Genomic DNA, 25,051 nt, shown 5'->3' with positions numbered 1-25,051 from the left:
TCAGAGGGGCGGCGCCTTGGCGTCGCTCCATTTGAGGATGAGCTTGCGGCCGCGGAACTCGAAGGAGTCCAGGCGGCTCAGGAAGGTCATGCCCAGGAGCGAGGCGCTCATCGGCGCCTGGTTGATCACCATCGGCAGATTGCTGAGCCGGATCGGACCGACCGTCAGGCTGTCGGCGGTGAAGGGCGCGCCGTAGCCCAGGCCGTTGGCGGTCTCCGCCGTGCGGTCGAAATGCAGCGATGCGAGATCGACGCCGATCCGCCCGGCGTCCGCCGGCGCCAGCACCGTGTCGCTGGAGCCGGTGTCGACCAGGAAGCGCACGCGCTGACCGTTCACCTGGCCGACGACGATATAGCCGCCCTGATCGTCCTGATTGATCACCAGCTCGTGGGCGGCGGTGGCGATCGGCTCGCCGGGGCCGAAGGCGCCTTGCACTCGTTGCGCCACGCCCTGAAGTTCGCCGCGATAGGCATAACCCACTGCCAGGACCGCGATGATCGCTAGCCAGACGGCGGCGTGGCGCAGATGCTCGCTCCACCGGCCGCGGCTCAGCCGGAAGACGCCCGTGCCGACGATCAGCACCACCAGCGCGGCTTGCGCGACCCACGCCCAGTCGTCGCCGGTCCGGAGGTCTTCCGGAAAGGCGCGGGCCAGGACCCAGATGAGGACGCCCACGGCCACGGCGACCGCCAGCATGATGGGCAGGCGGCTGGGCGGCGGACGCGGCGGCGGCTCCGGCGGGTCCTGCCGCCACGGCCCCGGATCATGGGACATGGCGGCTTAAGCGCCCGGGACGGTGTGGAAGCTCTGCACGAGGCTTCCGGCCACCAGTCGCCAACCGTCCACCAGGACGAAGAAGATCAGCTTGAACGGCAGGCTGACGACCACCGGGGGCAGCATCATCATCCCCATGCTCATCAGCACGCTCGCCACCACCAGATCGATGACCAGGAAGGGCACGAAGAGCAGGAAGCCGATCTCGAAGGCCCGCTTCAGCTCCGAGATCATGAAGGCCGGCGTCACCACCTGGATCGGCGTCGCCAGCGCGTTGGCCGGCTTGGGGATCCGCGACAGCTTGATGAAGAGCGCCAGGTCGCCCTGGTCGACCTGCTGCAGCATGAAGGCCTTCACCGGCGCGGCCGAGGCGTCGAAGGCGGCGGGCAGCTCCATCTGCTGGTTCATCAAGGGCTTGATGCCGTCGTCGTAGGACTTCTGGAGGGTCGGGCCCATGACGATGGCGGTGAGGAACAGCGCCAGCGAGATGATCACCGAGTTGGGCGGGCTCTGCTGCAGGCCAAGCGCCGTGCGCAGCAGGGACAGCACCACTACGATCCGCACGAAAGCGGTGGTCATGATCACGATCGACGGCGCCAGCGACAGCACCGTCATCAGCCCGATGAGCTGCACCACCCGTTCGGTCAGGCCTCCGCCGGTGCCGAGGTTGATGTTCACCGCCTGGGCGATGGCCGCGGCGGGGAAGGCGAGGCTGGCCAGGGTGGTCAGGGCCGCGAGGATCGCGGCGCGCCGCCAGTCCTCGGCCGGCAGGGTCTTGATGGCCTTGAAGAGCTCGATCATCAGGCCTTCCCTTTGCGCGCATCGATCGCCGAGACCAGCCGGCCCTCGCCCAGCAGGATGAGTTGCTCGCGCCCGTCGACCGCGACGATGACCAGGCGCCGCGCCGGGTCGAGCACCAGGCTCTCGATCACCGCCAGCCGGCGCTCGGCCTTGGGGCGGGCGAAGCGGGAGAAGGCGCCGGGCCCATAGCGGCGCAGCGCCACCGCGCCCAGGCCGATCAGCCCCAGGGTGAGGACGAGGGCGAAAACGGCTCTGACGAATTCGGTGACCATGCGCTTCTGCGGCTTTCGGAAATTAGCCGCCAGGAAACCGCTGAGTCCCTTAAGTCGGGGTTAACCCTGTTTCTTCACCATGCCGACCATGGATATGACCGACGTTCCCATCCTTTCGATGCTGAAGAACCGGTTGGGGTACCTCTCCGACCGCCAGCGGATCATCGCCGAAAACGTCGCCAACGCGGATACTCCAGGCTACACCGCCCGCGATCTCAAGCCCTTCAGCTTCCAGGCCCACGTGCAGGCCGCGACTAGCCCCGCCGCCGTGGCGCCGGCCGGCGTCATGGCCGTCACCCAGCCAGGCCACATTCAGGCCCCGAACGCTCGGACCGGCCCGGCCGGCGCCATCGTCAAGACCGCAAAGTCCCCGGACTCGGAAGAGACGATCGACGGCAACGGCGTGGTGCTCGAGGACGAGATGGTCAAGCTCACCGACACCCGGATGGAATATGACGCGGCGGTCGGCATCTACCAGCAGGCGACCGGCTTCCTGAAGCTCGCCATCAAGAAACCCGGCAGCTGAGTCGAAGGATAGGGACGCGACATGGCCAACGATTCGATGACGCCGAACGCCACCCAGTCGATCGCGGTCTCCGCGCTGCGCGCCCAACAGGCGCGGATGCGGATCATCGCGGAGAACCTGGCCAACGCCAATTCCACCTCCAAGACCGCCGGCGGCGATCCCTATCGCCGGCAGGCGCCCGTGTTCCAGGCGATCGCGACGCCCGGCGGCGGCACCGGCGTAAAGATGGCCCGCGCGGTGCCCGACAAGTCGCCGTTCAACTCGGCCTTCGACCCGTCCAATCCTTCGGCCGACGCCACCGGCTATGTGAAGACCCCCAACGTCGACCCGCTGATCGAGGCGATGGACATGCGCGACGCGCAGCGGGCCTACGAAGCCAACCTCAACGTCATCGAGACGTCGCGCGCCATGGCGACGCGCACGCTCGACCTCCTGAAGCCATAGGGGAGGGCTGACCGATGATGACCGCTCTCGCCGCCGCCAAGGCCTACGGCGCCGTCCAGAAGGCGATGACCGTCGATCCCGCATCCGTGGGACCGGGCGCCGCCTCGGCCGGCGGCGGCTTTGGCGACATCCTGAAGTCGGCCATGGCCGACACCATGAAGGCGACTAAGACCGCCGAGAACCAGATGACCCTGCAGGCGCAGGGCAAGGCCCAGTTGATCGACGTGGTGACGGCCGTCTCCGACGCCAGCCAGAGCCTGTCGACGGTGATGGCGATCCGCGACCAGGTGATCAGCGCCTACCAGGAAATCATGCGGATGCCGATTTGAGCGCGTAGCGACTCATCCCCGCGAAGGCGGGGATCCAAGCGTTCTTCGAACTTCACATTACGTGCTAGGCCTTGGCCATGGCGGGGCCGGTCATCGAGCTTTCGGGGGTTGAGAAACGCTACGGCGGCCACGCGGCCCTGGCCGGCGTCGACCTTTCCATCGAGGCGGGCGTGTTCACCGCCTTGGTCGGCGGCTCCGGCTCCGGCAAGACTACTCTCTTAAAGACCATCAATCGGCTGGTGACGCCCGACGCGGGAGCCGTCCGGGTGCTGGGCGTTGATGTGACCAGCGCCGAGCCGCACCTCCTGCGTCGCAAGATCGGGTATGTTTTCCAGGAGATCGGCCTTTTTCCTCACCTGTCGGTGGCCGAGAACATCGCCATTACCCCCAAGCTCTTGGGCTGGGACAACAAGCGGATCGACGGGCGGGTGGCGAACCTCCTGGGCCTCGTCGACCTGCCGCTGGAGGTGGGATCGCGCGCGCCCGCCGCGCTCTCCGGCGGCCAGCGCCAGCGGGTGGGCGTCGCCCGCGCGCTCGCCGCTGAGCCGAAGCTGATGCTGATGGACGAACCGTTCGGCGCACTCGATCCGTTGACCCGCGACGCGCTGGGGACCGACTACCGCGGCCTGCACGACCGGCTGGGCCTGACCACGGTGATGGTCACCCATGACATGGCGGAGGCTGTGCTGCTGGCGGACCGCATCGTGGTGATGCGCGACGGGGCCATCGTCGCCGACGGGACGCCGGGCGAGCTGCTGGCCCACGCCAAGGACGCCGGGGTCCGTGACCTGCTGGAGGCGCCGCGCCGCCAGGCCGAGCGACTGCGCGCCAAGCTGGCGGCCGCGCCGAACACGCCCGCGGACGGGGCGACATGAGCCCGCGGCTCTCGCAGGCCTTCGCGCTGCTGCCGGAATATCTTGGCTGGCACGTGCTGCTGAGCTTCAGCGCCCTGCTGCTGGGCGTGCTCATCAGCCTGCCGCTGGCGATCGCCGCCAGCCGCAGCGCGCGGCTGCGCTGGCCGGTGCTGGCGGGCGCAAGCCTGATCCAGACCATCCCAAGCCTGGCGCTGCTGGCCTTGTTCTTTCCACTGCTGCTGGCGCTTTCGGCGCTCAGTCAGGCCGTGATCGGCAAGGGCTTCTCGGCCCTCGGCTTCCTGCCTTCCCTGCTAGCGCTGACGCTCTATTCCATGCTGCCGATCCTGCGGAACGGGGCCGCGGGCATCCTGGGCGTCGACGCGGCGATCAAGGAGGCGGCCGACGGGGTCGGCATGACCGCGCGCCAGCGCCTTTTACAAGTCGAGCTGCCTCTGGCCGCGCCCGTGATCATGGCCGGGGTGCGCACCGCCGCGGTCTGGACCATCGGGGCCGCCACGCTTTCGACGCCGGTCGGCCAGACCAGCCTCGGCAATTACATCTTCGCCGGCCTGCAGACCGAGAACTGGGTCTTCGTGCTGTTCGGCTGCGCGGCCTCGGCGGTCCTGGCGCTGGTCGCCGACCAGCTGCTGGGGCTGATCGAGGCGGGGACCCGCAAACGCAGCCTGCGCCTGATGCTGATCGGGGCTGCCGGCCTGCTGATCGGCGTCGCCGCCGCGGTCGCGCCCTTGGCGGCCGGGCTGAACCGCACCCAGGCCTATACGGTCGGCGCCAAGAATTTCTCCGAGCAGTACATCCTGGCCGAACTGATGGCCTCGCGGCTGGAGGCCTCGGGCGCGCAGGTCAGCCGCAAGGAGGACCTGGGCTCGGCGGTCGCCTATCGCGCGCTCGCCGCCGGGGAGATCGACGCCTATGTCGACTATTCAGGAACGCTCTGGACCAATGTGCTGAACCGCAAGGACAATCCCGGCCGCGCCGAAGTGCTGAAGGTGCTCACCGCGGAGCTCAAGACGCGCGACGGGGTCACCGTCCTGGGCTCGCTGGGGTTCGAGAACGCCTACGCCTTCGTCATGCGCTCGGACCGGGCCAAGGCGCTCGCTGTGACCTCCATCGCCGACCTGGCCCGCGAGGCGCCCAAGCTGACCCTGGGCTCGGACCTGGAGTTCCTGTCGCGGCCGGAGTGGAAGGCGGTGGAGAGCGCCTACGACCTGAAGTTCAAGACCAAGCGGTCGTATCAGCCGACCTTCATGTACCGTGCACTCAGCGGTGGGGAGGCCGACGTGATCAGCGCGTTCTCGTCCGATGGCCGCATCGCTGCCGACCATCTGGTGATCCTGACCGATCCGAAGGGCGCGATCCCGCCCTACGACGCGGTGGTGCTGATCTCGCCCAAGCGGGCGCACGACAAGCGCCTGCTTGAGGCCCTGCAGCCGCTGATCGGCAAGATCTCGGTGGGGGCCATGCAGGCGGCCAACTACAGCGTCGACCGAGACCAGGGAAAGGCCTCGCCAGCCGAGGCCGCCAAGGCGCTCAGCCGGCAGATTCTGCCCAGTCCGTAGGCTTTCATTAACCATGCCGGACCATGGTGGCGGAGTTCGCTGAGCGCGCGAATTCGTCAAGCTTTCCCAAGTCTTCCAGCTTCCAAGAGGTCCTTATGAGCGGCGCCGAGGTTCTGGACGTCGGGCGCGACGCCATCTGGCTGGCCATCCAGCTTTGCGCGCCCTGCCTGATCGTCGGCCTGATCGTGGGTGTCGGCATCGGCCTGTTGCAGGCTCTGACGCAGATCCAGGAAGCCACGCTGGTCTATGCGCCGAAGATCGTCGCGATCTTCGTGTCGCTGCTGATCTTCTTGCCGCTGATGGGTTCCTTGATGAACGGCTTCATGCGCCACATCGCCGCCCGCATCGCCAGCCTCTAGAGGCCGGCGGGCGATGGAACATTACGCCCCGGCCCAACAGGTCTTCGCCGCCGGCCTGATCTTCGCACGCCTGGGTCCGATCCTGATGCTGATCCCGGGCTTCGGCGAGACCTTCGTGCCGGTGCGCATCCGCCTGTCGCTGGCCCTGCTGCTGGCCCTGGTGCTGTTCCCGGTGTTGGCCTCAGCCATCCCGCCGATCCCGGGCGACATCAGCGGCATCAGCCTGGCGGTGATCAAGGAAACCGCCATCGGCCTGATGATCGGCACGATCCTGCGGATGTTCATGTCCTCGCTGGCCGCAGCCGGCGAGATCGTCTCGATCCAGACCACCCTCGGCTTCGCGCAGACCGCCAACCCGACCCAGGCCGCGCCGTCCACGACGCTCGGCACCTTCCTGGGCTTGCTGGGCCTGGTGCTGATCATGAGCACCAACCTGCACCACATGTTTCTGTCGGCGATCGTGCGCTCCTACACGATCTTCCCGTTCACCCGAGGCATGCCCTTAGCCGACGCCAACACCCTGGCGATCCAGACGGTCTCAAGCTCCTTCGCGCTCGGGCTGCAGCTGGCTGCGCCGGTGGTCGCCTTCTCGCTGATCTTCAACGTCGCGATCGGCCTGGTCGGTCGGGTGATGCCGCAATTCCAAATCTTCTTCGTGGCCTCGCCGCTGATGGTGCTGCTGGGCCTGTCGATCTTCGCCCTCAGCCTCGGCCTGATCGGCGTGGTGTGGATCGACCACTACCGCGACCTCGTCGCGATGTTCGGCTAGCCCGCCCATGAGTGAGCACCCATGAGCGACACCAACGACGCGGCCTCACGCACAGAAGAGGCGACACCGCGCAAACTCCAGCAGGCCCGCGAACGCGGCGAGGTGGTCAAGACCCAGGACCTGGCGTCCATGGCCTCCCTGGCCGGCGCGGCCACGGTGGTTGCGCTGGGCGGCGGCTATCTCTCGCGCAATCTGATGACCGCGCTCACCCCGTTCCTGGCGTCGCCGGACTCCATGAGCTTTGCGGGCGGCGGCGGGGTGCAGATCATGCGCGCGGCGGTGATGGCCGCGGCGCCGGTGATCGGCGCGGTGATCCTGACGGCCTGCGCGGCCGGGGTGTTCGGCAATGTCATCCAGACCGGCCTGATGTTCAGCCCCGAGCGGCTGTCCATGGATTTCAAGAAGGTCTCGCCGGCCGCCGGCTTCAAGCGGATCTTCGGCATCGACGGCTTCGTCCAGTTCCTGAAGTCGCTGCTGAAGGTGAGCCTGACCGGCCTCCTGGCCTGGTGGGTGCTCAACCCGCACCTCAATGAGCTGGAGGGCCTGGTCAGCATGGACCCGGTGGTCGTGCTGAGCTTCTCCGCCGACATCCTGCGTAGGCTGGTGTTCGCGGTGGCGACCTTTCTGACGCTGGTCGCCGGCGCCGACTGGTTCTGGCAGCGCCAGCGGTTCATGGCCCGCATGCGGATGACCAAGGAGGAGCTGAAGGAGGACTTCAAGCAGTCCGAAGGCGATCCCCACATCAAGGCCAAGCAGAAGCAGCTGCGCAACACGCGCGCCAAGCGCCGCATGATGGCTGCGGTGCCGGGCGCCACCGTCGTGGTGATGAACCCGACCCACTACGCCGTGGCGCTGAAGTACGACACCAACGAGGCGCCCGCGCCGCTGTGCGTCGCCAAGGGCGTGGACAGTCTCGCCCTCAAGATTCGCGAGATCGCCGAAGCCGCCGGCGTGCCGATCATCGAGGACCCGCCGCTGGCGCGCGCCCTCTACGCCGCCGTGGACATCGACGAGATCATCCCGCCGGCGCACTATGAGGCGGTCGCCAAGATCATCGGCTTCATCCTCAGCGCCGGACGCAAGGCGGCCGCCAGGTCGCTGCGCGCCGGCGGCCTGTAACGCGACCCTGCCTGTGAGAGAATGCACGTGACCGATTCGCTGAGCGAAATCGTCCAAGGCCCATCGCGGGTCAAGCAGGAGGCGCTGTCGCTGGCCATGGCCGAGCCGCAGGTCCGCAAAGGCCGTAAGGGCTGGTTCGAGCCGCTGACCGCCGCCGCTGTGGTGTTTTTCCTGATGGCCGTCGCCTTCGCCGCGGCGCCGGCGATGAACGCGGGCCCCACGACCTTGGCCGGGCTGCTACTGCTGATCGGCTTGGCGGGCGTCGCCTGCCTCGGGCTTTTCGTCCTGCGCGGATCGGCGGACACGGCGGCCGAGATCGAGCCCGGCGCGGAGCAGCTGGTCGACGCGCTGAGTGAGCCGGCCGCTATCGCCGCGCCGGACGGTCGCGTCCACGCCGCAAACGCCGCCTGGAAATCCACCATCGGCACGGCCGCGCGCCTGCCCAAGTCGGGGTCTTCGGCCTCCAGCCTGTTCGCCGCCCTGACCGCCGCGCGCCGCGGAGAGACCGCCCAGGCCGCGATCAAGGCCGGCGGCGCCGAGCATTCGGCTCTGGTCTCGCCACTCGGGCTGCGCCGCTTCCTGGTGCGGCTGAATGGCCCGGGCGCGGGCGCGCTCGCCCTGCCGCCTGCCGCCCTGGAGGTGCTGACCGCTTTTTCCAGCGCCGCGCCGCCACCGCCCAAAGTGCTGGACGCCTTCGCCGCGGCCTCGCCCTTCGGCGCGGCCCTGCTGGAGGGCGACGACCCCTTCGAGGCCAGGATCATCGAGGCCAACCCGGCGCTGAAAGCCGTCGCCGGCGGCGGCGAGAAGGGCCAGGCGTTCGGCGACCTGATCGACCCCGCCAGCCGGATTGACGCGGCCCAAAAGCTGAGCGCCGGCCAGGGCTCCGGCGCTCCGCTGGAGGTGCGCCTGGCCTACGACCCGGCGCGGATCGCCCACCTCTATCTCTCCAGGAACAACGGCGGGTTCGTCGCCTATCTGGTCGATGTCTCGGAGCAGAAGCAGATCGAGCTGCAGCTCGCCCAGAGCCAGAAGATGCAGGCCATCGGCCAGCTGGCCGGCGGCGTCGCCCACGACTTCAACAACCTGCTCACCGCCATCTTCATGCAGCTCGACGTGCTGGCCACGCGCCATCCCGTGGGCGACCCCTCTTACGAAGGCCTGAACGAGATCAAGCAGACCTCGACGCGGGCCGCCGATCTGGTGCGCAAGCTGCTGGCCTTCTCGCGCAAACAGACCGTGCAGCGTGAGATCCTCGACATCGGCGAGCTGGTCAGCGAGTTCGAGGTGCTGCTGCGCCGGGTGCTCTACGAGGACGTCAAGCTCACCACCGACTATGGCCGCAACCTGCCGCAGGTGCGCGCCGACCGCAGCCAGCTGGAAACCGCGGTGATGAACCTGGCGGTCAACGCCCGCGACAGCGTCCGCGCCCACGGCGGCGGCTGCGTCAACATCCGCACCGCCCGCGTCACCCAGGAACAGGCCCAGAGCCTCGGCTATCCAACCGCCCAGGGCGACCAGGCGATGATCGAGGTCAGCGACGACGGCCCCGGCATCCCGCCCGCGGTGATGGACAAGATTTTCGACCCCTTCTTCACCACCAAGCCCGTGGGCGAGGGCACCGGTCTTGGGCTGGCGACCGTCTACGGCATCGTCAAGCAGTCGGACGGCTGGATCGCGGTGGATTCCAAGCCGGGCGAGGGCGCGGCGTTCCGCATCTTCCTGCCGGTGCATGTGCCGGTGGCCGGCGTGGCGCCGCCACCCGTCGCCCAGGCGCCGAAGCGGCCGGTGGCGCGCGATCTGTCCGGCGCGGGCCGCATCCTGTTCGTGGAAGACGAGGACGCCGTGCGCGGGGTGGCCGCGAAGCTCCTGCGGGCCCGCGGCTACGAGGTGATCGAGGCGGCCAGCGGCGAGGAGGCCCTGGAGCTGGCTCAGACCCATGCCGGGACCATCGACCTGATGATCTCCGACGTGGTGATGCCCGGCATGCAGGGCCCGGACCTGTTGAAACAAGCCCGCTGCTATCTGGGCGCCGCGCCGGTGATATTCATCTCCGGCTATGCGGAGAGCGAGTTCTCCGACCTGCTGGAAGGCGAGGTCAACGTGTCGTTCCTGCCCAAGCCGATCGACATCAAGACCTTGGCCGAGCGGGTGAAGCAGGAACTGCAGAAGGCGGCCTGACGGCCGAGCTTGCCTTCCGGGGGCCGGGCCGCCAAACATCGGCCCACCCCTCCGCCAGTTCGAAAGCCCGCCGTGCCGCCTGTCGATCCGCAAGTCCCCGAGCGCCAGACGCTGACCGCCGCCCAGGTGTGGGACCGTGCTGTGGCCGCCCACAACGCGGGCCGGCTGCAGGAGGCCGAGCGCTACTATACGGCCCTGCAGACCTCGCTCCCGACCACGGTCACGGCGGTGAATCTGGGCCTCCTGCTTGAGGACGGCCGGCGCTGGGCGGAGGCCGAGGCCGCCTACCGCGACGCGCTCCGGCTCGATCCCAACGATCCGCCTGCGCAGCGCCAGCTCGCCTTCCTGCTGCTGCGCCTGGGCCGCTACGCCGAGGCGTGGCCCTACTACGAAGCCCGCATGGTCAAGCCGGGCCACAACCGTAAGCCGCCCCTGAGCTTTCCGGAGTGGCAGGGCCAGGCGGTGGGCAGCCTGCTGATCTGGCACGAGCAGGGCCTGGGCGATCAGATCCAGTACGCCCGCTACGTCGCGCCGCTGCGCGCGCGCGGGATCAGGGTGACCCTGATGTGCCATCCGGCGCTGAAGCGGCTCTTCGATGCGCTGGATTGCGAGGTCATCGCCGCCGAGGGACCGGTCCAGATCCCGACCCACGACGCCTGGGTGCTGTCGGCGTCCCTGCCGTGGCGGATGGGCACGACGCTGCAGACGATCCCGCCGGCGCCCTACCTCACCGGCCGCGAGGGCGGGTCGGGCGTGGGCCTGATCACCCGCGGCGCGCCGAGCCACCCGGACGACCACAACCGCTCGATGCCCGAGGAAGCCTCCGCCGCTTTGGCGACCCTGCCCGGCGTGACACGCCTGGAGCGCGAGGCCACCGGCGCGCGCGACATGGAGGAGACCGCCGAGATCGTCCGCGGCCTGGAGCGGGTGATCACCGTCGACACCGCTGTGGCGCACCTGGCCGGCGCTATGGACAAGCCCTGCTGGCTGCTCCTGCCCTACAAGGGGGACTGGCGCTGGCTGATCGATCGCACCGACAGCCCCTGGTATCCCTCGATGCGCATCTTCCGCCAGCCGACGCCCGGCGACTGGGCGAGCGTGGTGGCGCAGGTGCGCGCCGCGGCGGGACAGGCGGCGTGACCCCGGCGGGCGCCTTGGCCGGCTCTGCTGCGGACTGGCCGGCGCTCGCCTACGACGACTGGGCCGACACCGCGGCTACCCTGCACATGTGGACCCAGATCGTGGGTAAGGTGCGGATGGTCATGACCCCTCCGGTGAACCACTGGTGGCACGTGCCGCTTTACGTCTCCGCGCGCGGACTGACGACCTCGCCGATCCCGCTGGCCGGCCGCACCTTCGAGATCGTTTTCGACTTCCTGGACCACCGCCTGCGGCTGACCTGCAGCGACGGCCATGAGGAGAGCTTCGCCCTGCAGCCGATGACCGTGGCGGCGTTCTATCGCCAGACGATGGCGGCGCTGGACCGGGTGGGCGCGCATCCGCACATCTGGACGACGCCCTGCGAGGTGGAGAACCCGATCCCCTTCGACGCCGACGAGACCCACCGATCCTACGACGCCGCGGCCGTCCAGCGGTTCTGGCGCGTGCTGGTCCAGGCCGACCGGGCGATGAAGGCGTTCCGGGCCCGTTTCCTGGGCAAGGCCAGCCCCGTGCACTTCTTCTGGGGCAGCTTCGACCTGGCGGAGACCCGCTTCTCCGGCCGCCGCGCGCCGGCCCACCCGGGCACGCCGCTGGCGCCCGCCTCGGTCAGCGTCGAGGCCTATTCGCACCAGGAGTCGAGCTGCGGCTTCTGGCCGGGCGCGCCGGGGATGGCGGCGATGTTCTACGCCTACGCCTATCCGGAGCCCGAAGGGTTCAAGGATGCCGCCGTGCGTCCTGCCGCCGCCCATTGGGACACCGCGTTCGCAGAGTTCGTCCTGCCTTACGAGGCTGTGCGCACAGCGCCCGACCCGGACGCGGCGCTGATGGACTTCTTCCAGTCGACCTATGAAGCGGCGGCCGACCTGGCCCACTGGCCGCGCCAGGACCTGGAGCGAGCATGAACGAGCCCCTCATCGCCAAGCCGCGCCTGCCGCTCGGCGCCTGGCTCGGCCTGGCCGCCGGGGCGGCCGCCGTGGGGGCGCTGACCGTCGGCGCCATCTCGGTCGGCGCCATGGCGATCGGCGCGCTGAGCGTCGGCAAGGTGCGGATCAGGCGGCTGGAGATCGACGAGCTTCGCGTCCGCCGGATCGTCCAGCTCGGCGAGGACGACTAGGGCGTAGGCGCATAAATCCGGCCAGGCCCCGCCATCGGACAGAGAGCCAATGGCCAGGCTCGACCCAAAGTGGCATGCGGCTAAGAAACCCGCCATAGGTGCTACACTCCCGGGGGAGAGCCGACCCCTTGGGTCGCGACGTCAACGGCGCCATCGGCGTCGATCGCCGCCTCAACGCCGTGATCCTCAAGGGAACGCCCGATCGGGTGGCGGTGATCAAGGCGGCGATCGCCAGCCTCGATCAGCCGGTGACCAGCGTGGTGCTGGAGACGGTGTTCGTTGAGCTGACCGAGACCGGCGCCCGGAACCTCGGCCTCGACTTCAACAATGCCAACAACCAGATCGCCACCGCCGCCTGGGCCTTCTCCAAGGGATTCCCGGGCCTCGCCGACACGCCGCGGGGCGGCGGCGTCAGCGTCAGCATGCAGGCCGCCCTCTACGCCCAGATCGCCAAGGGCGAGGGGCGCATCGTGTCCAAGCCGAGGATCGCGGCCCAGAGCGGGGGTTCGGCCAAGATCGTGACCGGCGACGCTTTGCCGATCCTCACCTCGATCGCCCTTTCGGGCGTCAACGCCGTCCAGCACCAGGTGCAGTACGTCAACGTCGGGGTGACCCTGCAGATCGCCCCGCGGGTCAGCGACGATGGCATGGTGACCTCGCATGTGTTCGCGGTGGTCTCCTCGGTCACCGGGTTCTCGCAAGGGTATTCGACCATCAGCCAGCGCGAGGCATCGACCTCGGCTACGGTTCGCGACGGCGAGAGCTTCGTGATCGGCGGCCTCGCCCAGGAGGCCGACCTCAAGCACCGCAACAAGCTGCCAATCGTCGGCGACGTACCGCTGCTCAGCACCCTCTTCAACACCGAGAACTCGACCAGGTCCAAGACCGACCTCTATATCGTCGTAACTCCGCATGTGGTGCGCGGCCACGACGCCATGCCGGCCGCTCTGAAATAGGGATTCTCCCGTTCGGCCCTGTGGCGGCCGATCGTGGGTTGGCCGTTCGAACGCTTGCGTGGAGCCTAGGCGCCGTAGGGCGTCAGGTCGATGCCGGGGTAGCGCAGGGCCACGTCACTCAGCGTCTGGGCGTTCCAATAGGGATCGCCGGCCGGCGGCCAGCCGAAGAGGTCGCGCTGGCGTGGCGTCATTCTTACCATGGCTTCTTTCCAGCCGGGGTTCAGGGTGCGGTCGGGCCAGGCCAGCTTGCCCTGCCAGCGCCAGCCGCGCGGTTTGAAGTCCACCGGCATGACAAAGCGCGAGCGGCCCGGCGCCTTGAAGTTCGAACCGCGATGGAAGACGTCGGTCTTGTAGATCAGGATCGTGCCGGCGGGCCCGGTCACCGCCACCTCGTCCTCGAAGAAGTCGCCCATCTGCGTCTGGGTGATCCCGAGCGGGATGTCGCGGGTCTTCTCCAGCGGCACCGCCTTGGTCGGCCCGTCCAGCTCGGTGACGTCGGAGAGCAGGATGAAGCAGGTCATCTGCGGCATCAGCTGGTCGGCGCGGGGAACCACGATGGTGTGGTTCTCGTAGTCGCGGTGGTGATGCTGGTCGTAATCGATGGCGCCTGAGTATTTCGCCCAGAGCTCGATCTTGTAGCAGTCGATCTCCTGGGTCTGAAGGAAGCGCTCGGCCGCGTCGATCAGGTCCGGATAGACCGGCACCTGGTTCAGGCCCCAGGACGGGTAGGGGAAGAACCGCAGGCCCGAGAACTGGCTCCTCGTGAACTTCGAATGGGCCTCGGGGTCGGCGAAATAGGCCTCGGGCCGCGGATAGATGTCCCAGAGGCCCTCCTGGGCGGCGGCCAGGGTCGCCTTGTCCAGGAAGCCCTCGACCACGGTGAAGCCCCGGTCGAAGACCTCGGCCAGCTTTTCGTCAGGAATCTTCATGGCCGTCAGTGAACCGCTCGCCACGCTGTGACGCAACCAGCCTTGCGTCTGCTCGCCAGCCGCGCGAGCCTTGGCCCATTAGAACAAAAGACATTTGGAGGACGCGCCATGAGTGAACCCCGGATCAATCCTAATGGACCGTTGAAGGGCCGCAACGCCCTGGTCACCGGCGCCAGCCGCGGCATCGGCGAGGCCATCGCCGCGCGCCTGGCCATGGAGGGCGCCAATGTGGTGGTCTCCGCCCGCACTGCCGAGGACGGCGAAAGCCGCCTGCCGGGCACGCTTCACGAGACGGTCGACCGCATCAAGCGCGCCGGCGGGCATGCGACCTTCATCAAGGCCGACCTGGCGCAGGCGGCCGAACGGGAGCGGCTGATCGAGGAGGCGGTGGCGGCCTACGGCCCGATCGACATCCTCGTGAACAACGCGGCGATCACCTACTTCATGCCGGTCGCGGAGTTCCCGGAGAAGCGCTTCAAGCTGATGATGGAGGTGCAGGTCTATGCGCCGTTCCATCTGAGCCAGCTGGTCCTGCCCTCCATGCGCGAGCGCAAACAGGGCTGGATCGTCAACATCTCCTCCGGCGCCGGCCTGCATCCGAAGCTGCCCTACACGCGGCGCGGCGGCGGCACGGTCTATGGCATGTGCAAGGCCGCGCTGGAGCGCTTCACGACCGGTCTCGCGTCCGAGGTCTACGACGACAATATCGCGGTCAACGTGGTCTCGCCCGGCCTGGTCGACACGCCCGGGGTCGCGGTCCACGGCCTGATCAACGAGGCGACCAAGGACCGCGTGCAACCGATCAAGTACATCGCCGAGGCGGTCTATCGCCTGGCCTCCGGCGATCCGAAGACGCTGACGGGCACCATCAACTACGCGGAGCCGTTCCTGAAGGAGCAGAAGGTCGAACCCGCGGAACTCGTTTGAGCCGGAAAGCTGACACGCCATGATTGAACAGACGCTCGACATCCCCACCAAGCACGGGGCCATCACCACCTTCATCGTCCATCCGGAGCGGGACGGGCCGAGACCGGTGGTGCTGTTCTTCATGGATGCGCCGGCGATCCGCGAAGAGTTGCGCGACATGGCCCGCCGCATCGCCGCGGCGGGCTACTACGTCATGCTGCCCAACCTCTACTATCGCTCCGGCGTGCTGGAGCTGAAGGACCTACCGCCGCTGCCGGAGGCCGAGGCGCGGGCGCGGATGTTCGAGCTGATGGGTTCGATCACCATCCCGCTGGTCATGGACGACGCCGACGCCTTGCTGGATTACGCCGACCGCGACCCGGCGGCGAGCCATGGCAAGATCGCCACGCTCGGCTACTGCATGAGCGGCCAGTACGCGATCAACTTCGCCGCGCGCTATCCGGATCGGGTGGCGGCGGCGGCCTCGATCTATGGCGTGCAGCTGGTGACAGATCAGGCCGACAGCCCGCACCTGGCGGCCCAGAAGGCCAAGGGCGAACTCTATTTCGCCTGCGCCGAGCACGACAGCTATGCCCCGATGGAGATGGTCCAGGCCCTGGACCAGTTGGTGAAGTCGAAGAACCTCAACGCCGAGGTCGAGCTCTACGAAGGCGTCCACCACGGCTTCGCCTTCCCGCAGCGCGGCGCGGTGTTCGACAAGGCCGCGGCCGAGCGGCACTGGGAGCGGCTGTTCTCGCTGTGGAAGCGGCGGCTTGTCTAGCGGCGGAACCTATTGTGTTTCCTGGCGGACATAAGATGAACCTTAGCTGAGCCTTGGCGTTCAGACCGAGCTCAGGCCGCGGGCGATATTTGTGGTCGTGGATAAGGAGTCCAACCATGAAACGTCTGCTCACCGCCGCCATCGCGCTCAGCCTGCTCACCGGCACGGCCGCCATGGCTCAGCCCGACCACCGCGACGACCGCGGCGCCCAATCCCAGGGCCGCGACGACCAGAAGGGCAATGACCGCTCGCAGGAAGTCCACCAGCGCAACGACGCGCGCCAGGCTCAGCAGCACTGGGCCCGCGGCCAGCGCATGCCCTCGACCTACTATCGCGACAGCAGCCGCTATGTGGATTACCGCGCCTATCATCTGAGCGCGCCGCGCCGCGGCTATCGCTGGGTGCGGACCGACGACAACAACTACGCGATGGTCGCCATTGCGACCGGCCTGATCGCCTCGATCGCGGCCGCCAACCACTAGACGCAGCCGTCGAAACTTAAGTCCCTCCGCCGCTCGCGTGGCGGGGGGATTTTGCTATGCGCGTGGAGCCTGGGCGACGATCGGCGGGACCCAGCCGGGTTCCAGCGACTTCGCCGGATGTGAGGCGGTGGCCATGCCCATGAAGGTCGGCCAGAGCTCATAGCCGAGCAGCGCCTGGGCGCGCGGCGACATGGCCCGCACGATCTCCTTAGGCACCGACAGGAAGAAGTTCTCCTGCGGCCGCGCCCAGCCGGCGCAGTACTGATTGGTGAAGGCCAGGCGCGGCTGGTCGGTGGTGTTGGCGCCGCCGCGGTGCAACAGCTTGCCGGGGAAGACGAAGGCCGCACCGGCAGGGACCTCCATCGGGACCAGATACTTCTCCAGGCCGCCGGGCTCGGCGCGGCGCGCTGCAATGTCCGCCTCTGTCCAGAGGTGGCTGCCGGGGATCACCTCAGTCGCGCCATTGGCGGCGGTGAAGGCATCGATGGCCCCGATCACCGAATAGCCGACGGCCGGGCTCGACCGCGGCTGGCGGTAGAAGCCGTCGTCGGTATGGATGCCCTGCGCCGTCTCGCCCGGCATCAGGTTGATCGCATGGCTGGCCGAGAGCAGGAAATTGCCTTCGAGGAAGCGGCTGAGCAGGGCCATCAGCCTGGGGTCGCAGGCCAGGTCCTCGAACACCTTGGCGCGGGCGACCAGGGTGTAGACCCGCTCGGTTTCGAAGCCCTCGAAGTCGTTGCGTCCGCGGTGGCTGCCGAGGAAGGGCTGAAGGCGTTCGCGGAATTCGGCGATGGCGTCGGGCGCCATGAAGTCGCGGATGACGGTGAAGCCCTGGTCGCGGATCTCTGCGGCGTGGGCGTCGGCGTCGAAGCTGGCAGTCGGTTTGTCCATGCGGCGGACCTCCCGCAGCTATTGTACCACGCCTGTTTCCAGCCTGCGCAGCACGCCCTTGGCCGCCGCAGCGCCCGTGGCGAAGCTCGCCTGCAACAGGTAGCCGCCGGTGGGCGCCTCCCAATCCAGCATCTCGCCAGCCACGAAGACGCCGGGACGGACGGTGAGCATCAGGTTCTCGTCCACGGAGCCGAACGCGACGCCGCCGGCGGTGGAGATGGCGCGCTCGATTGGCCGCATGCCGGTCAGGGTCAGCGGCGCGCCCTTGATCGCCTGGGCGAGGGCGGCGGGATCGGAGGGCAGGTCCTTGCCGTGCGCCTCGCGCAGCAGGTTGGTCTCCAGTGGCGTCATGTGCAGCGCCTTGCGCAGCCGGTTGGTCAGCGACTGGTGAGCCGGCTGCTGCGCCAGCTTCGCAGCCAGTTCCTCGGCGCGGGCGTCCGGCCGCAGGTCGATCCAGAGCTTGGCCGAGCCCTGCGCCGCGATGGCGTCGCGCAGGGCGGCGGAGAGCGCGTAGACGGCGCCGCCTTCCAGGCCGTGGCGGGTGACCATCGCCTCGCCGCGCACCCGGACACGCCCGAAGGTGAGGGCGACACCCTTCAGCGGCTGCCCGGCGAAGCGGTCACGGACGAGGTCGCTCCAGGCCACGTCGAAGCCGGCGTTGGCGGGCTTCAGCGGGCTGACGGCTACGCCTGACTTTTCGAGGACGTCCGCCCAGTCGCCGGTCGAGCCGAGCTTCGGCCAGCTCGCGCCGCCCAGCGCCAGGACGGTCGCATCGGGCGAGACGGCCGTCTCACCTTCGGTGGTTCGGAACCGCAGCGTGCCCTTGGCATCCCAGCCGAGCCAGTCGTGGCGCGGGCGCAGCTCAACGCCAAGCTCTCGCAGCCGGGCGAGCCAGGCGCGAAGCAGGGGCGACGCCTTCAGCGTCTTCGGAAACACGCGTCCCGAGGAGCCTACGAAGGTCTCCTGCGTAAGGCCCTCGGCCCAGGCGATCAAGGCTGATGGCGGCAAGGCCTCGATCAGCGGCGCGAGACGCCCGGCAGCTTCACCGTAACGCGCCAGGAACGGCTCCAGCGGCTCGGAATGGGTGAGATTGAGGCCGCCGCGCCCGGCCATCAGGAACTTTCGGCCCACGGATGGCATCCGGTCGTAGACAGTGACGCTGGCGCCGCCCTCGGCCAGCACCTCAGCCGCCATCAGGCCGGCGGGCCCGCCGCCGACGACCGCGACGTGCCGGCGGAGCTTGGCGGCGGTCATGGCGGGCAATCCCTCAGGTCTCGGGGCCGACCCTTATCAGCCGTCGCACGCGCCGCGCCAGTGCGCCGTCAACGGCAGGCCGACGCCGCCAGCCGCGCCGTGCGATCCTGGCTCAGGTCCTCGCCGGTGGGCGTGGGTACGCTGGCCTGGCCGGTCATGCCGGTCCAGAGGGCCTGGTTGAACCGCGGCGTGTCGAGGTGGTCCTCGACGTCGAAGTTCAGCCCGGACATGGCGGTCGCCCAATACGCGGCGCTGCGCGGCGGCCGGCAGAGGCCGAGGGAGCCCGCGTCGGCGGTCTTGCCGGGCAGCGGCAGATCGGTGGTTCGCAGCACCGCGGGGACCTCGGCCTGGAAGCGCCAGCTGGCCTGCTTTAGGTCGAACACCTCGGTCATCGGCCGGGCCAGCGCGTCGGTCATCGACATCGGCTTCAGGCCCAGGACATCCTCGATCGTGCGCACGAAGTTGACGGTCGTGTAGGGGTGCGACACCACCGCGTGCTGGCGCACATAGGGGCCGGCCACCAGGGCGACCGTGCGCCGCGAGCTCACGTGGTCCGGGCCGTCCTGGGCGTCGTCCTCGATGACGAAGACCAGGGTGTCCTTGGCGAACGGGCTTTCCGCCACGGTCTGCAGGACGAGGCCCACTGCATAGTCATTGTCCGCCTGCTCGGTCTCCACAGTGTCGACCCGGTCCACGCCCTTGCCGAAGTTGCCGGTGTGGTCGTGCGCCAGGCGCAGCAGGGTCAGGTTGGGCAGAGCGCCCTTGGCCACATAGCCGCCGAACTCCCGCTTCCATTCCTGGAACCGCCAGTAATCCGGGAAGCCTTGGTCGAAGCCGCGGAAGTAGGGGTCGGTCACCTTCACCAGTTCCGGCTTGGTGGGGATGAACACCGTCAGGCGCTTGGCGTGCGGGTCCCGCTCGGGCGGAATGCGGTCGGCGGCCTTCTCGTTGTAGCGCGAGAGGTCGCCGAAGAAGCCGTAGTTGCGCAGGCTGAGGCCTTTGCGCAGCGCCGCGTTCCAGATGTAGCCCTGGCCTTCCTCGCCCTCGGGCCCGTCAGGCGCGGCAACGTCCGTGGCGCCAGGCAGGATATCGTCGTCGTCGGGCGTGGCGGCTTTCGCCGCCTTGCGGGCCTTGGGATCGGCGATGCCGACGTTGACGTTTCGGTTCTCGCCTTCCTGGTCGTACTGCAGCCCGCGGCCGGCGTAGTTCACCGGCGCCTCGCGCTCGGTGAAGTCGGTGGTCCTGGCGGCCGTGGTCCAGTCCCAGCCGGTGTTGGAGCTTTCGCCCGAGGCGAACAGGTGGTCGAGGTCGACGAACTGACGGGCGATGGCGTGCTGGTTGGGGGTCATGGCGCGCGGGAAGATCGCCAGTTTCGGATCGCCGTCGCCGACCTCCAGGTCGCCCAGGATCTGGTCGTAGGTTCGGTTCTCCTTGACGATGAAGATCACATGCTTGATGCGCGCCCGCACGGCGGCCATCACCGCGGCGTCCTGGGCGGCGGCAGGGTCAGGCGCGAAGCCGACGTTGACCGCCACCTGATGGGTGAGCCGCGCCAGTTCCGCGCCGCCCGGCGCCGGCAGGGTCAGGAACCCGGCCTTCTCCAACTGCCAGCCGTAGCTGTTGGTGGCCCGGCAGGCGGCGGAGTCCTTGGGATCGGTGCTGAGCGTGTTGCGGCACCAGCCTGGATTGGGGCCAGGGTCGCTCTTGCCGTTGACGACATAGAGCCGGCCGCCGGTCACGGCGACGCCTGTGGGATACCAGCCCGTGGGGATCAGGCCGGTGACGCGCGATGCGGCCTTCCCGGCGCCCAGGGCGACCACCGCCACGGCGTTCTCGCCGCCGTTCGAGACGTAGAGGAGCCGGCCGTCGGGCGACAGCGCCAGCGAATTACTGTTGGCGCCGCCCTCGAAACGCTTGCCGGCCATCAGGGCGGCGGTGGCGATGGTGGGCGTGCGTGACAGGACGCGGCCGCTGGCCGGATCGATCTGCGCCACCCCATCGGTATTGCCTAAGGCGGCGAAGAGGCGCCGTCCGCCGGGCCCGGCCAGCAGGGCGTTGGGCTGGCCGGTGGTGCGGATGCGCTGCGTGACCGCCAGCGTCGAGCCGCGAATCGCCAGCCCGACGATCTCGCGGTCGCGCTCTGCGGTGACGAACGCCTTGTGCGGCCCGGTCCAGACGATGGCGCGGGGATAGCCGCCGCCGGACTGGCCGCGCCGGGCGGGATCGATCTTGCCGGGCCTCAGGTCCCGCTCGGCGACCACCTGTCCGCTGGCGAGGTCGATCAGGCTGACGGAATCGTTCTGCAGGTTGGCGGCCAGCAGCAGGCGGCCGTCGGGGCTGACGGCGATGCCGGCCGCCTCGGGCTTGACCTCCACGCCCAGGCCGGCCGTGTGGCCCAGTGGGAAGCGGCGGGCCGGCTGGTAGCCCTGGGCGCCGGTCTGGTATTCCAGCACCGCGTCGTCGACGCCGGCCGAGACGTAGAACCGCTCGCCCGAGGGCGCCCAGGCCAGTCCCAGGAAGGTGTTCGGAATCTGCAGCACCTGACGCTTGACCGGCGTCGCGCCTGATACGTCGAAGACGAAGACGTATTCGTGGCTGAGCGCCTCCACCCGCTTGCCGTCGGCGCCGGTGTTGCGGTTGTAGCCGCTGGTCAGGATCAGCAGGGTCCGGCGGTCCGGGGACAGCGCCACCGCGGAGGCCTGGCCCGCGGTGAAGGCCGGCAGGTCAGGCAGGTCCGGGTTCAACGGCTGGAAGAGAGCGCCGTGCGCCGCCTGCGGCGTGATGCGCTGGCCGGTCGGCAGGATGTCACCCGGCGCGGCGAATGCGGGGCTCGCGGCCAGTCCGGCGACCAGAGCGAGGGCGGGGGCGATGAGTCGATGCAATGTCATTCTCCGGAGACCGTGGCGGCGTTAGGTGACATCTCTGAGACGCAGGGCGCAGAAAGGCCTCCGCGACGGAAACCCACGCTTGCCGTCCCGCCGCGGACGACCTTAAGCCTGACTGTAACAAAGGTAACCCGGAGCTGAAGCCTTGTTGAGCCGCCGCCAAGCCCTGCTAAGCGCGGGCGCCACCCTCGGCCTCGCTGCGAGCGCCCAGGCCCAGCCCGCCGACGCCACGGCCCAGCTGAACAAGGCGCTGGCCGACCTCTTCGCCCAGGCCCTGGCGGAAAGCCCGGAGCTTTCCACGTCGCTCGGCCTCGACACGGGCGGCAAGCCGCCGAAGTTCAAGCTGCACGACGCCTCGCTCGCCGAACTGGACCGTGTCAAACGCGAGACCACCGAGAATCTGGCGCGCTTCCGCGCCATCGACCGCAAGGCGCTGAGCGGCATGGCGGCGGTGAACTATGACTGCGTGGTCTATGAGTTGGAGACGACCGACCGGGCCAACCGGCGTTTCGCCTACGGCGACGAGGGCGCCGGCTCGCCCTATGTGCTGAGCCAGCTGAACGGCGCCTATGCGGGCGCGCCCGACTTCCTCGACAGCGAGCACACCATCGAGGTGCGCGCCGACTGCGAGGCCTACGTCTCGCGCCTGAACGAATTCGCCCGCGTGATGGACCAGGAGATCGAACGGGTGCGCCACGACGTCGGGCTGGGCGTCATCCCGCCGGACTTCGCGCTGGCCCAGGCGCTGAACCAGATGAAGGTGCTGCACGCGCCGGCCGAGAAGTCGACGCTGGTGAATTCCCTCGCCGACCGGGCCAAGGCCAAGGGTATCGAGGGCGACTGGCGGGGCCACGCGACGGCCGTCTACGAAGCCAAGGTGTTGCCTGCCCTGGAACGGCAGATGGCGCTGCTGCAAAGCCTGCAGCCCAAGGCGGTGCACGACGCCGGCGTCTGGCGGCTGCCCGACGGCGAGGCCTATTACGCGGCCGCCCTGCAGGCGCGCACGACCACCACCATGACGCCGGCGGAGGTCCACAAGACCGGCCTCGACGTCACCAAGGAGCTGTCGGCCCGCGCCGAGGGGCTGTTCGCCAGGATCGGCCTGACCAAGGGCACGGTCGGCGAGCGCTATGCGCAGCTCTACAAGGACCCGAAGTACCTCTATCCGAACACCGACGAGGGCAAGGCCAAGGAGATCGCCGACCTCAACCAGCTCGTCCAGCGCATGCAGGCGCGCCTGCCGGAATACTTCGGCAAGCTGCCGAAGACGCCGCTGGAGATCCGCCGCATCCCGGCCAGCACCGAGGCCGGCGCCTCGACCCACTACACCAACGGCAGCCTCGATGGGACGCGGCCGGGCATCTACTGGCTAAACCTGCGCGACACCGGCGAGGCGGCCTTCTGGGACATGCCCACGACCACCTTCCACGAAGGCATTCCCGGCCACCATCTGCAGATCACCCTGGCCACCCAGGCCGACCTGCCGCTGATCCGTAAGGTGCAGGGCTTCGGGGCCTACATCGAGGGCTGGGCGCTCTATTCCGAGCAGCTGGCGCAGGAGATGGGCTTCTACAAAGACGAGCCCGCGTGGGAGCTGGGCTACATCCACGACGCCCTGCTGCGTTCCGGCCGCCTGGTGGTCGACACCGGCATCCATGCGCTGCGCTGGAGCCGCGAGAAGGCGGTCGAAACGCTGAGCGGCATCGAAGGCGATCCGCCCGCCTATTCCGGCCAGGAGATCGAGCGCTATGCCTGCAGCCCGGGCCAGGCCTGTAGCTATATGGTGGGCAAGATCACCATCCTGAAGCTGCGCGACAAGGCCAAGGCGGCGCTGGGGCCGCGCTTCGACATTCGTTCGTTCCACGACACCGTGCTGGCGGCCGGCTCCATGCCGCTGACCGTGCTGGGCAACGTCGTCGACGGCTACATCGCCGCCCACAAGGCCTGATCCAGAGCTTTAAGTCTTTCTCTCGGGGGATAGAAAACATGAGTGAATTCGATCGCCGCAGCTTCCTGGCGACCACCGCCGGCGCGGCCCTGCTGACGGCCGCACCCGCCCTGGCCCAGGGCGGGTCCGAGGACGCCAGGCTGCGCGCCATGCTCGACCAGATTTTCGAGGCGCAGGTGGATGAGAGCCCACGGCGCGCGACCTCGCTCGGCCTCGACAAGGGCAAGCGCACGGCCCTGAAATCGCAACTTGACGACAATTCGCTCGCGGCCCGCGCCCAGCGCCTGGAGCGCACCCGCGGGCGGATGAAGCAGCTACAGACCATCGACCGGGCCAAGCTCTCGGCCGCCTCGAAGGTCGACCTCGACGTGGTGCTCTACGGCCAGGAGCAGTCGGTCCGTAGCGGCGACAAGTGGAAATTCGGCGATACCGGCGGCAACTTCCGGCCCTATGTGATCAGCCAGCAGTCGGGCTCCTATCAGGAGATTCCGGATTTCCTGGACTCGTCGCACAAGGTCGCCAACGCCGAGGACGCCGAGGCCTATCTCTCGCGCCTCAGCGCCTTCGCCCGAGTGATGGATCAAGACCTTGACCGCCAGCGCCACGACGTAGCGCTGGGCGCTATCCCGGCGGCATTTATCTGCGACCTGAGCGTCGGCCAGATGAAGGCGCTGCGCGACCAGCCGGCGGGCAAGACCATACTGGTCTCCTCCATCGTCAAGAAGGCCAAGGCCGCCAACCTCACCGGCGACTGGGAAGGCCGCGCCACCAAGATCGTCGAGACCGATGTCTTCCCGGCGCTCGACCGCCAGATCGCCGCCATGACCGCGCTGAAGGCCAAGGCCAAGCCGGACTCAGGAGCCTGGGCCCTCCCCAACGGCGAGGCCTACTACGCCGACGCGGTGAAGGCCTCGACCACCACCGACTACACGCCGGAGCAAGTGCACCAGTTGGGCCGCGAGCAGGTGGCGGAGATCGGCGGACGGCTGGACGCCATCCTCAAGAAGCAGGGCCTGACCCAGGGCACGGTGGGCGCGCGGCTGGTGGCGCTGAACAACCGGCCCGACCAGGTGTTCGCCAACACCGACGAGGGCCGCGCCGAGATCCTGAAGCTGCTGAACGCCCACATCGTTGACGTCTACAAGCTGTTGCCCAACGCCTTCCGCACCCTGCCCAAGGCCAAGGTGGAGGTGCGCCGGGTGCCGGTGTTCATCCAGGACGGCGCCGCTAACGGCTACTACAACTCCGCCTCGCTGGACGGGTCGCGCCCGGCGGCCTTCAACATCAACCTGAAAGAGACGTCCGACTGGCCGCGCTACAATCTGTGGACGCTGGCGCACCACGAGACGATCCCCGGCCACCATCTGCAGATCGCCCTGTCGCAGGAGTCCACGCAGATGCCGATCATCCGGCGCACCGGCGGCGGCTACTCCGCCTTCGTCGAGGGCTGGGCGCTCTACGCCGAGCAGTTGGCCCAGGAGATGGGCGCCAACGACTTCGACCCGCTGGGCGAGGCCGGCTATCTGCAGTCCTTGTTGTTCCGAGCCGCGCGCCTGGTCACCGATACCGGCATCCACGCCAAGCGCTGGACCCGCGAGCAAGCGACCCAGTACATGGTCGACACCATCGGCAACACCAAGACCCGCGCCCAGCGCGAGGTGGAGCGCTACTTCGCCGGTCCCGGCCAGGCCAACAGCTACAAGGTCGGCCACACCGTCTGGGTGAAGGTGCGCGATGAGGCC

General features: G+C 68.7%; 25 protein-coding genes. 18 read left to right on the top strand and 7 right to left on the bottom strand.

What is annotated here, in order from left to right; genetic code table 11:
• Genes VHS75_RS04550 through VHS75_RS04540 form a run of 3 tightly spaced genes read right to left on the bottom strand, consistent with a single transcriptional unit; the run spans window position 1 to window position 1,847 of the window.
• Window positions 1-774, bottom strand: a complete 774-nt coding sequence (locus tag VHS75_RS04550; RefSeq protein ID WP_329637422.1) for a retropepsin-like aspartic protease family protein — start codon at window positions 772-774, stop codon at window positions 1-3.
• Between the two features lie 6 nt (window positions 775-780).
• Window positions 781-1,578 (bottom strand): flagellar type III secretion system pore protein FliP, encoded by a 798-nt coding sequence (fliP, locus tag VHS75_RS04545; protein WP_329637448.1) that lies wholly within the window; start codon window positions 1,576-1,578, stop codon window positions 781-783.
• Window positions 1,575-1,847 carry a flagellar biosynthetic protein FliO gene (locus VHS75_RS04540; protein ID WP_329637421.1) on the bottom strand — a complete coding sequence of 91 codons (273 nt, stop codon included), beginning with the start codon at window positions 1,845-1,847 and terminating at the stop codon, window positions 1,575-1,577. The genes fliP and VHS75_RS04540 overlap by 4 nt, the downstream gene beginning before the upstream one ends.
• A 94-nt stretch (window positions 1,848-1,941) precedes the next feature.
• Here VHS75_RS04540 and flgB point away from each other — a divergent pair, with 94 nt between their 5' ends.
• The 13 genes from flgB (at window position 1,942) to VHS75_RS04475 (ending at window position 13,233) form a co-directional block, all read left to right on the top strand.
• Window positions 1,942-2,373 carry a flagellar basal body rod protein FlgB gene (gene flgB, locus VHS75_RS04535; protein ID WP_329637420.1) on the top strand — a complete coding sequence of 144 codons (432 nt, stop codon included), beginning with the start codon at window positions 1,942-1,944 and terminating at the stop codon, window positions 2,371-2,373.
• Window positions 2,374-2,394: 21 nt separating this feature from the next.
• Window positions 2,395-2,817, top strand: coding sequence for a flagellar basal body rod protein FlgC (flgC, locus tag VHS75_RS04530; RefSeq protein WP_329637419.1), 423 nt, complete (start codon window positions 2,395-2,397; stop codon window positions 2,815-2,817).
• A 14-nt stretch (window positions 2,818-2,831) separates the two neighbouring features.
• A complete protein-coding gene (locus VHS75_RS04525; RefSeq protein WP_329637418.1) occupies window positions 2,832-3,146 on the top strand; it encodes a flagellar hook-basal body complex protein FliE in 315 nt (104 codons plus the stop codon).
• Window positions 3,147-3,223: 77 nt separating this feature from the next.
• Window positions 3,224-4,021, top strand: a complete 798-nt coding sequence (locus VHS75_RS04520; protein WP_329637417.1) for an ATP-binding cassette domain-containing protein — start codon at window positions 3,224-3,226, stop codon at window positions 4,019-4,021.
• Window positions 4,018-5,577: an ABC transporter permease/substrate-binding protein gene (locus tag VHS75_RS04515; RefSeq protein WP_329637416.1), complete on the top strand. Its 1,560-nt coding sequence runs from the start codon at window positions 4,018-4,020 to the stop codon at window positions 5,575-5,577. The genes VHS75_RS04520 and VHS75_RS04515 overlap by 4 nt, the downstream gene beginning before the upstream one ends.
• 95 nt (window positions 5,578-5,672) lie before the next feature.
• On the top strand, window positions 5,673-5,936 hold the full coding sequence (fliQ, locus tag VHS75_RS04510; protein WP_329637415.1) for a flagellar biosynthesis protein FliQ: 264 nt from the start codon (window positions 5,673-5,675) through the stop codon (window positions 5,934-5,936).
• A gap of 13 nt (window positions 5,937-5,949) precedes the next feature.
• A complete protein-coding gene (gene fliR / locus VHS75_RS04505; protein ID WP_329637414.1) occupies window positions 5,950-6,705 on the top strand; it encodes a flagellar biosynthetic protein FliR in 756 nt (251 codons plus the stop codon).
• Between the two features lie 21 nt (window positions 6,706-6,726).
• The gene (gene flhB / locus VHS75_RS04500; protein ID WP_329637413.1) at window positions 6,727-7,824 is read left to right on the top strand and encodes a flagellar biosynthesis protein FlhB; all 1,098 of its coding nucleotides are present in this window, start codon (window positions 6,727-6,729) and stop codon (window positions 7,822-7,824) included.
• 96 nt (window positions 7,825-7,920) lie between these two features.
• A complete protein-coding gene (gene cckA / locus VHS75_RS04495; protein WP_329637447.1) occupies window positions 7,921-10,002 on the top strand; it encodes a cell cycle histidine kinase CckA in 2,082 nt (693 codons plus the stop codon).
• 72 nt (window positions 10,003-10,074) lie between these two features.
• Window positions 10,075-11,142, top strand: coding sequence for a tetratricopeptide repeat-containing glycosyltransferase family protein (locus VHS75_RS04490; protein ID WP_329637412.1), 1,068 nt, complete (start codon window positions 10,075-10,077; stop codon window positions 11,140-11,142).
• A complete protein-coding gene (locus tag VHS75_RS04485; RefSeq protein ID WP_329637411.1) occupies window positions 11,139-12,065 on the top strand; it encodes a DUF5996 family protein in 927 nt (308 codons plus the stop codon). Before VHS75_RS04490 ends, VHS75_RS04485 begins: the two co-directional genes overlap by 4 nt.
• Window positions 12,062-12,277 (top strand): hypothetical protein, encoded by a 216-nt coding sequence (locus VHS75_RS04480; protein WP_329637410.1) that lies wholly within the window; start codon window positions 12,062-12,064, stop codon window positions 12,275-12,277. Before VHS75_RS04485 ends, VHS75_RS04480 begins: the two co-directional genes overlap by 4 nt.
• Window positions 12,278-12,405: 128 nt before the next feature.
• Entirely contained in the window at window positions 12,406-13,233 is an 828-nt protein-coding gene (locus VHS75_RS04475) for a hypothetical protein (RefSeq protein WP_329637409.1), read from the top strand.
• A 65-nt stretch (window positions 13,234-13,298) separates the two neighbouring features.
• Here VHS75_RS04475 and VHS75_RS04470 read toward each other — a convergent pair whose 3' ends face one another.
• Complete coding sequence (locus VHS75_RS04470; RefSeq protein ID WP_329637408.1) at window positions 13,299-14,162, bottom strand: phytanoyl-CoA dioxygenase family protein; 864 nt, start codon at window positions 14,160-14,162, stop codon at window positions 13,299-13,301.
• 108 nt (window positions 14,163-14,270) lie between these two features.
• On the opposite strand from VHS75_RS04470, the gene VHS75_RS04465 reads away from it, so the two are divergent.
• From VHS75_RS04465 to VHS75_RS04455, 3 genes are all read left to right on the top strand, one after another.
• On the top strand, window positions 14,271-15,089 hold the full coding sequence (locus VHS75_RS04465; protein WP_329637407.1) for an SDR family NAD(P)-dependent oxidoreductase: 819 nt from the start codon (window positions 14,271-14,273) through the stop codon (window positions 15,087-15,089).
• Window positions 15,090-15,108: 19 nt separating this feature from the next.
• Window positions 15,109-15,849, top strand: a complete 741-nt coding sequence (locus tag VHS75_RS04460; protein ID WP_329637406.1) for a dienelactone hydrolase family protein — start codon at window positions 15,109-15,111, stop codon at window positions 15,847-15,849.
• Between the two features lie 116 nt (window positions 15,850-15,965).
• Window positions 15,966-16,331 (top strand): RcnB family protein, encoded by a 366-nt coding sequence (locus tag VHS75_RS04455; RefSeq protein WP_329637405.1) that lies wholly within the window; start codon window positions 15,966-15,968, stop codon window positions 16,329-16,331.
• Window positions 16,332-16,385: 54 nt separating this feature from the next.
• Here VHS75_RS04455 and VHS75_RS04450 read toward each other — a convergent pair whose 3' ends face one another.
• The 3 genes from VHS75_RS04450 to VHS75_RS04440 form a co-directional block, all read right to left on the bottom strand.
• Window positions 16,386-17,222: a phytanoyl-CoA dioxygenase family protein gene (locus tag VHS75_RS04450; protein WP_329637404.1), complete on the bottom strand. Its 837-nt coding sequence runs from the start codon at window positions 17,220-17,222 to the stop codon at window positions 16,386-16,388.
• Window positions 17,223-17,240: 18 nt separating this feature from the next.
• Window positions 17,241-18,476 (bottom strand): TIGR03862 family flavoprotein, encoded by a 1,236-nt coding sequence (locus VHS75_RS04445; protein ID WP_329637403.1) that lies wholly within the window; start codon window positions 18,474-18,476, stop codon window positions 17,241-17,243.
• 68 nt (window positions 18,477-18,544) lie between these two features.
• Window positions 18,545-21,358, bottom strand: coding sequence for a hypothetical protein (locus VHS75_RS04440; protein WP_329637402.1), 2,814 nt, complete (start codon window positions 21,356-21,358; stop codon window positions 18,545-18,547).
• Between the two features lie 151 nt (window positions 21,359-21,509).
• Between VHS75_RS04440 and VHS75_RS04435 the strand changes: the two genes are divergently transcribed.
• Entirely contained in the window at window positions 21,510-23,309 is a 1,800-nt protein-coding gene (locus VHS75_RS04435) for a DUF885 domain-containing protein (protein WP_329637401.1), read from the top strand.
• A 38-nt stretch (window positions 23,310-23,347) separates the two neighbouring features.
• Window positions 23,348-25,051: DUF885 domain-containing protein (locus tag VHS75_RS04430; RefSeq protein ID WP_329637400.1), on the top strand; the 1,704-nt coding region annotated here is incomplete at its 3' end.

Source organism: Phenylobacterium sp. (assembly GCF_036264965.1).
Lineage (GTDB): Bacteria > Pseudomonadota > Alphaproteobacteria > Caulobacterales > Caulobacteraceae > Phenylobacterium.
Note: the sequence above shows the minus strand (reverse complement) of the source record. Positions and strands in the feature narration are given on the sequence as shown.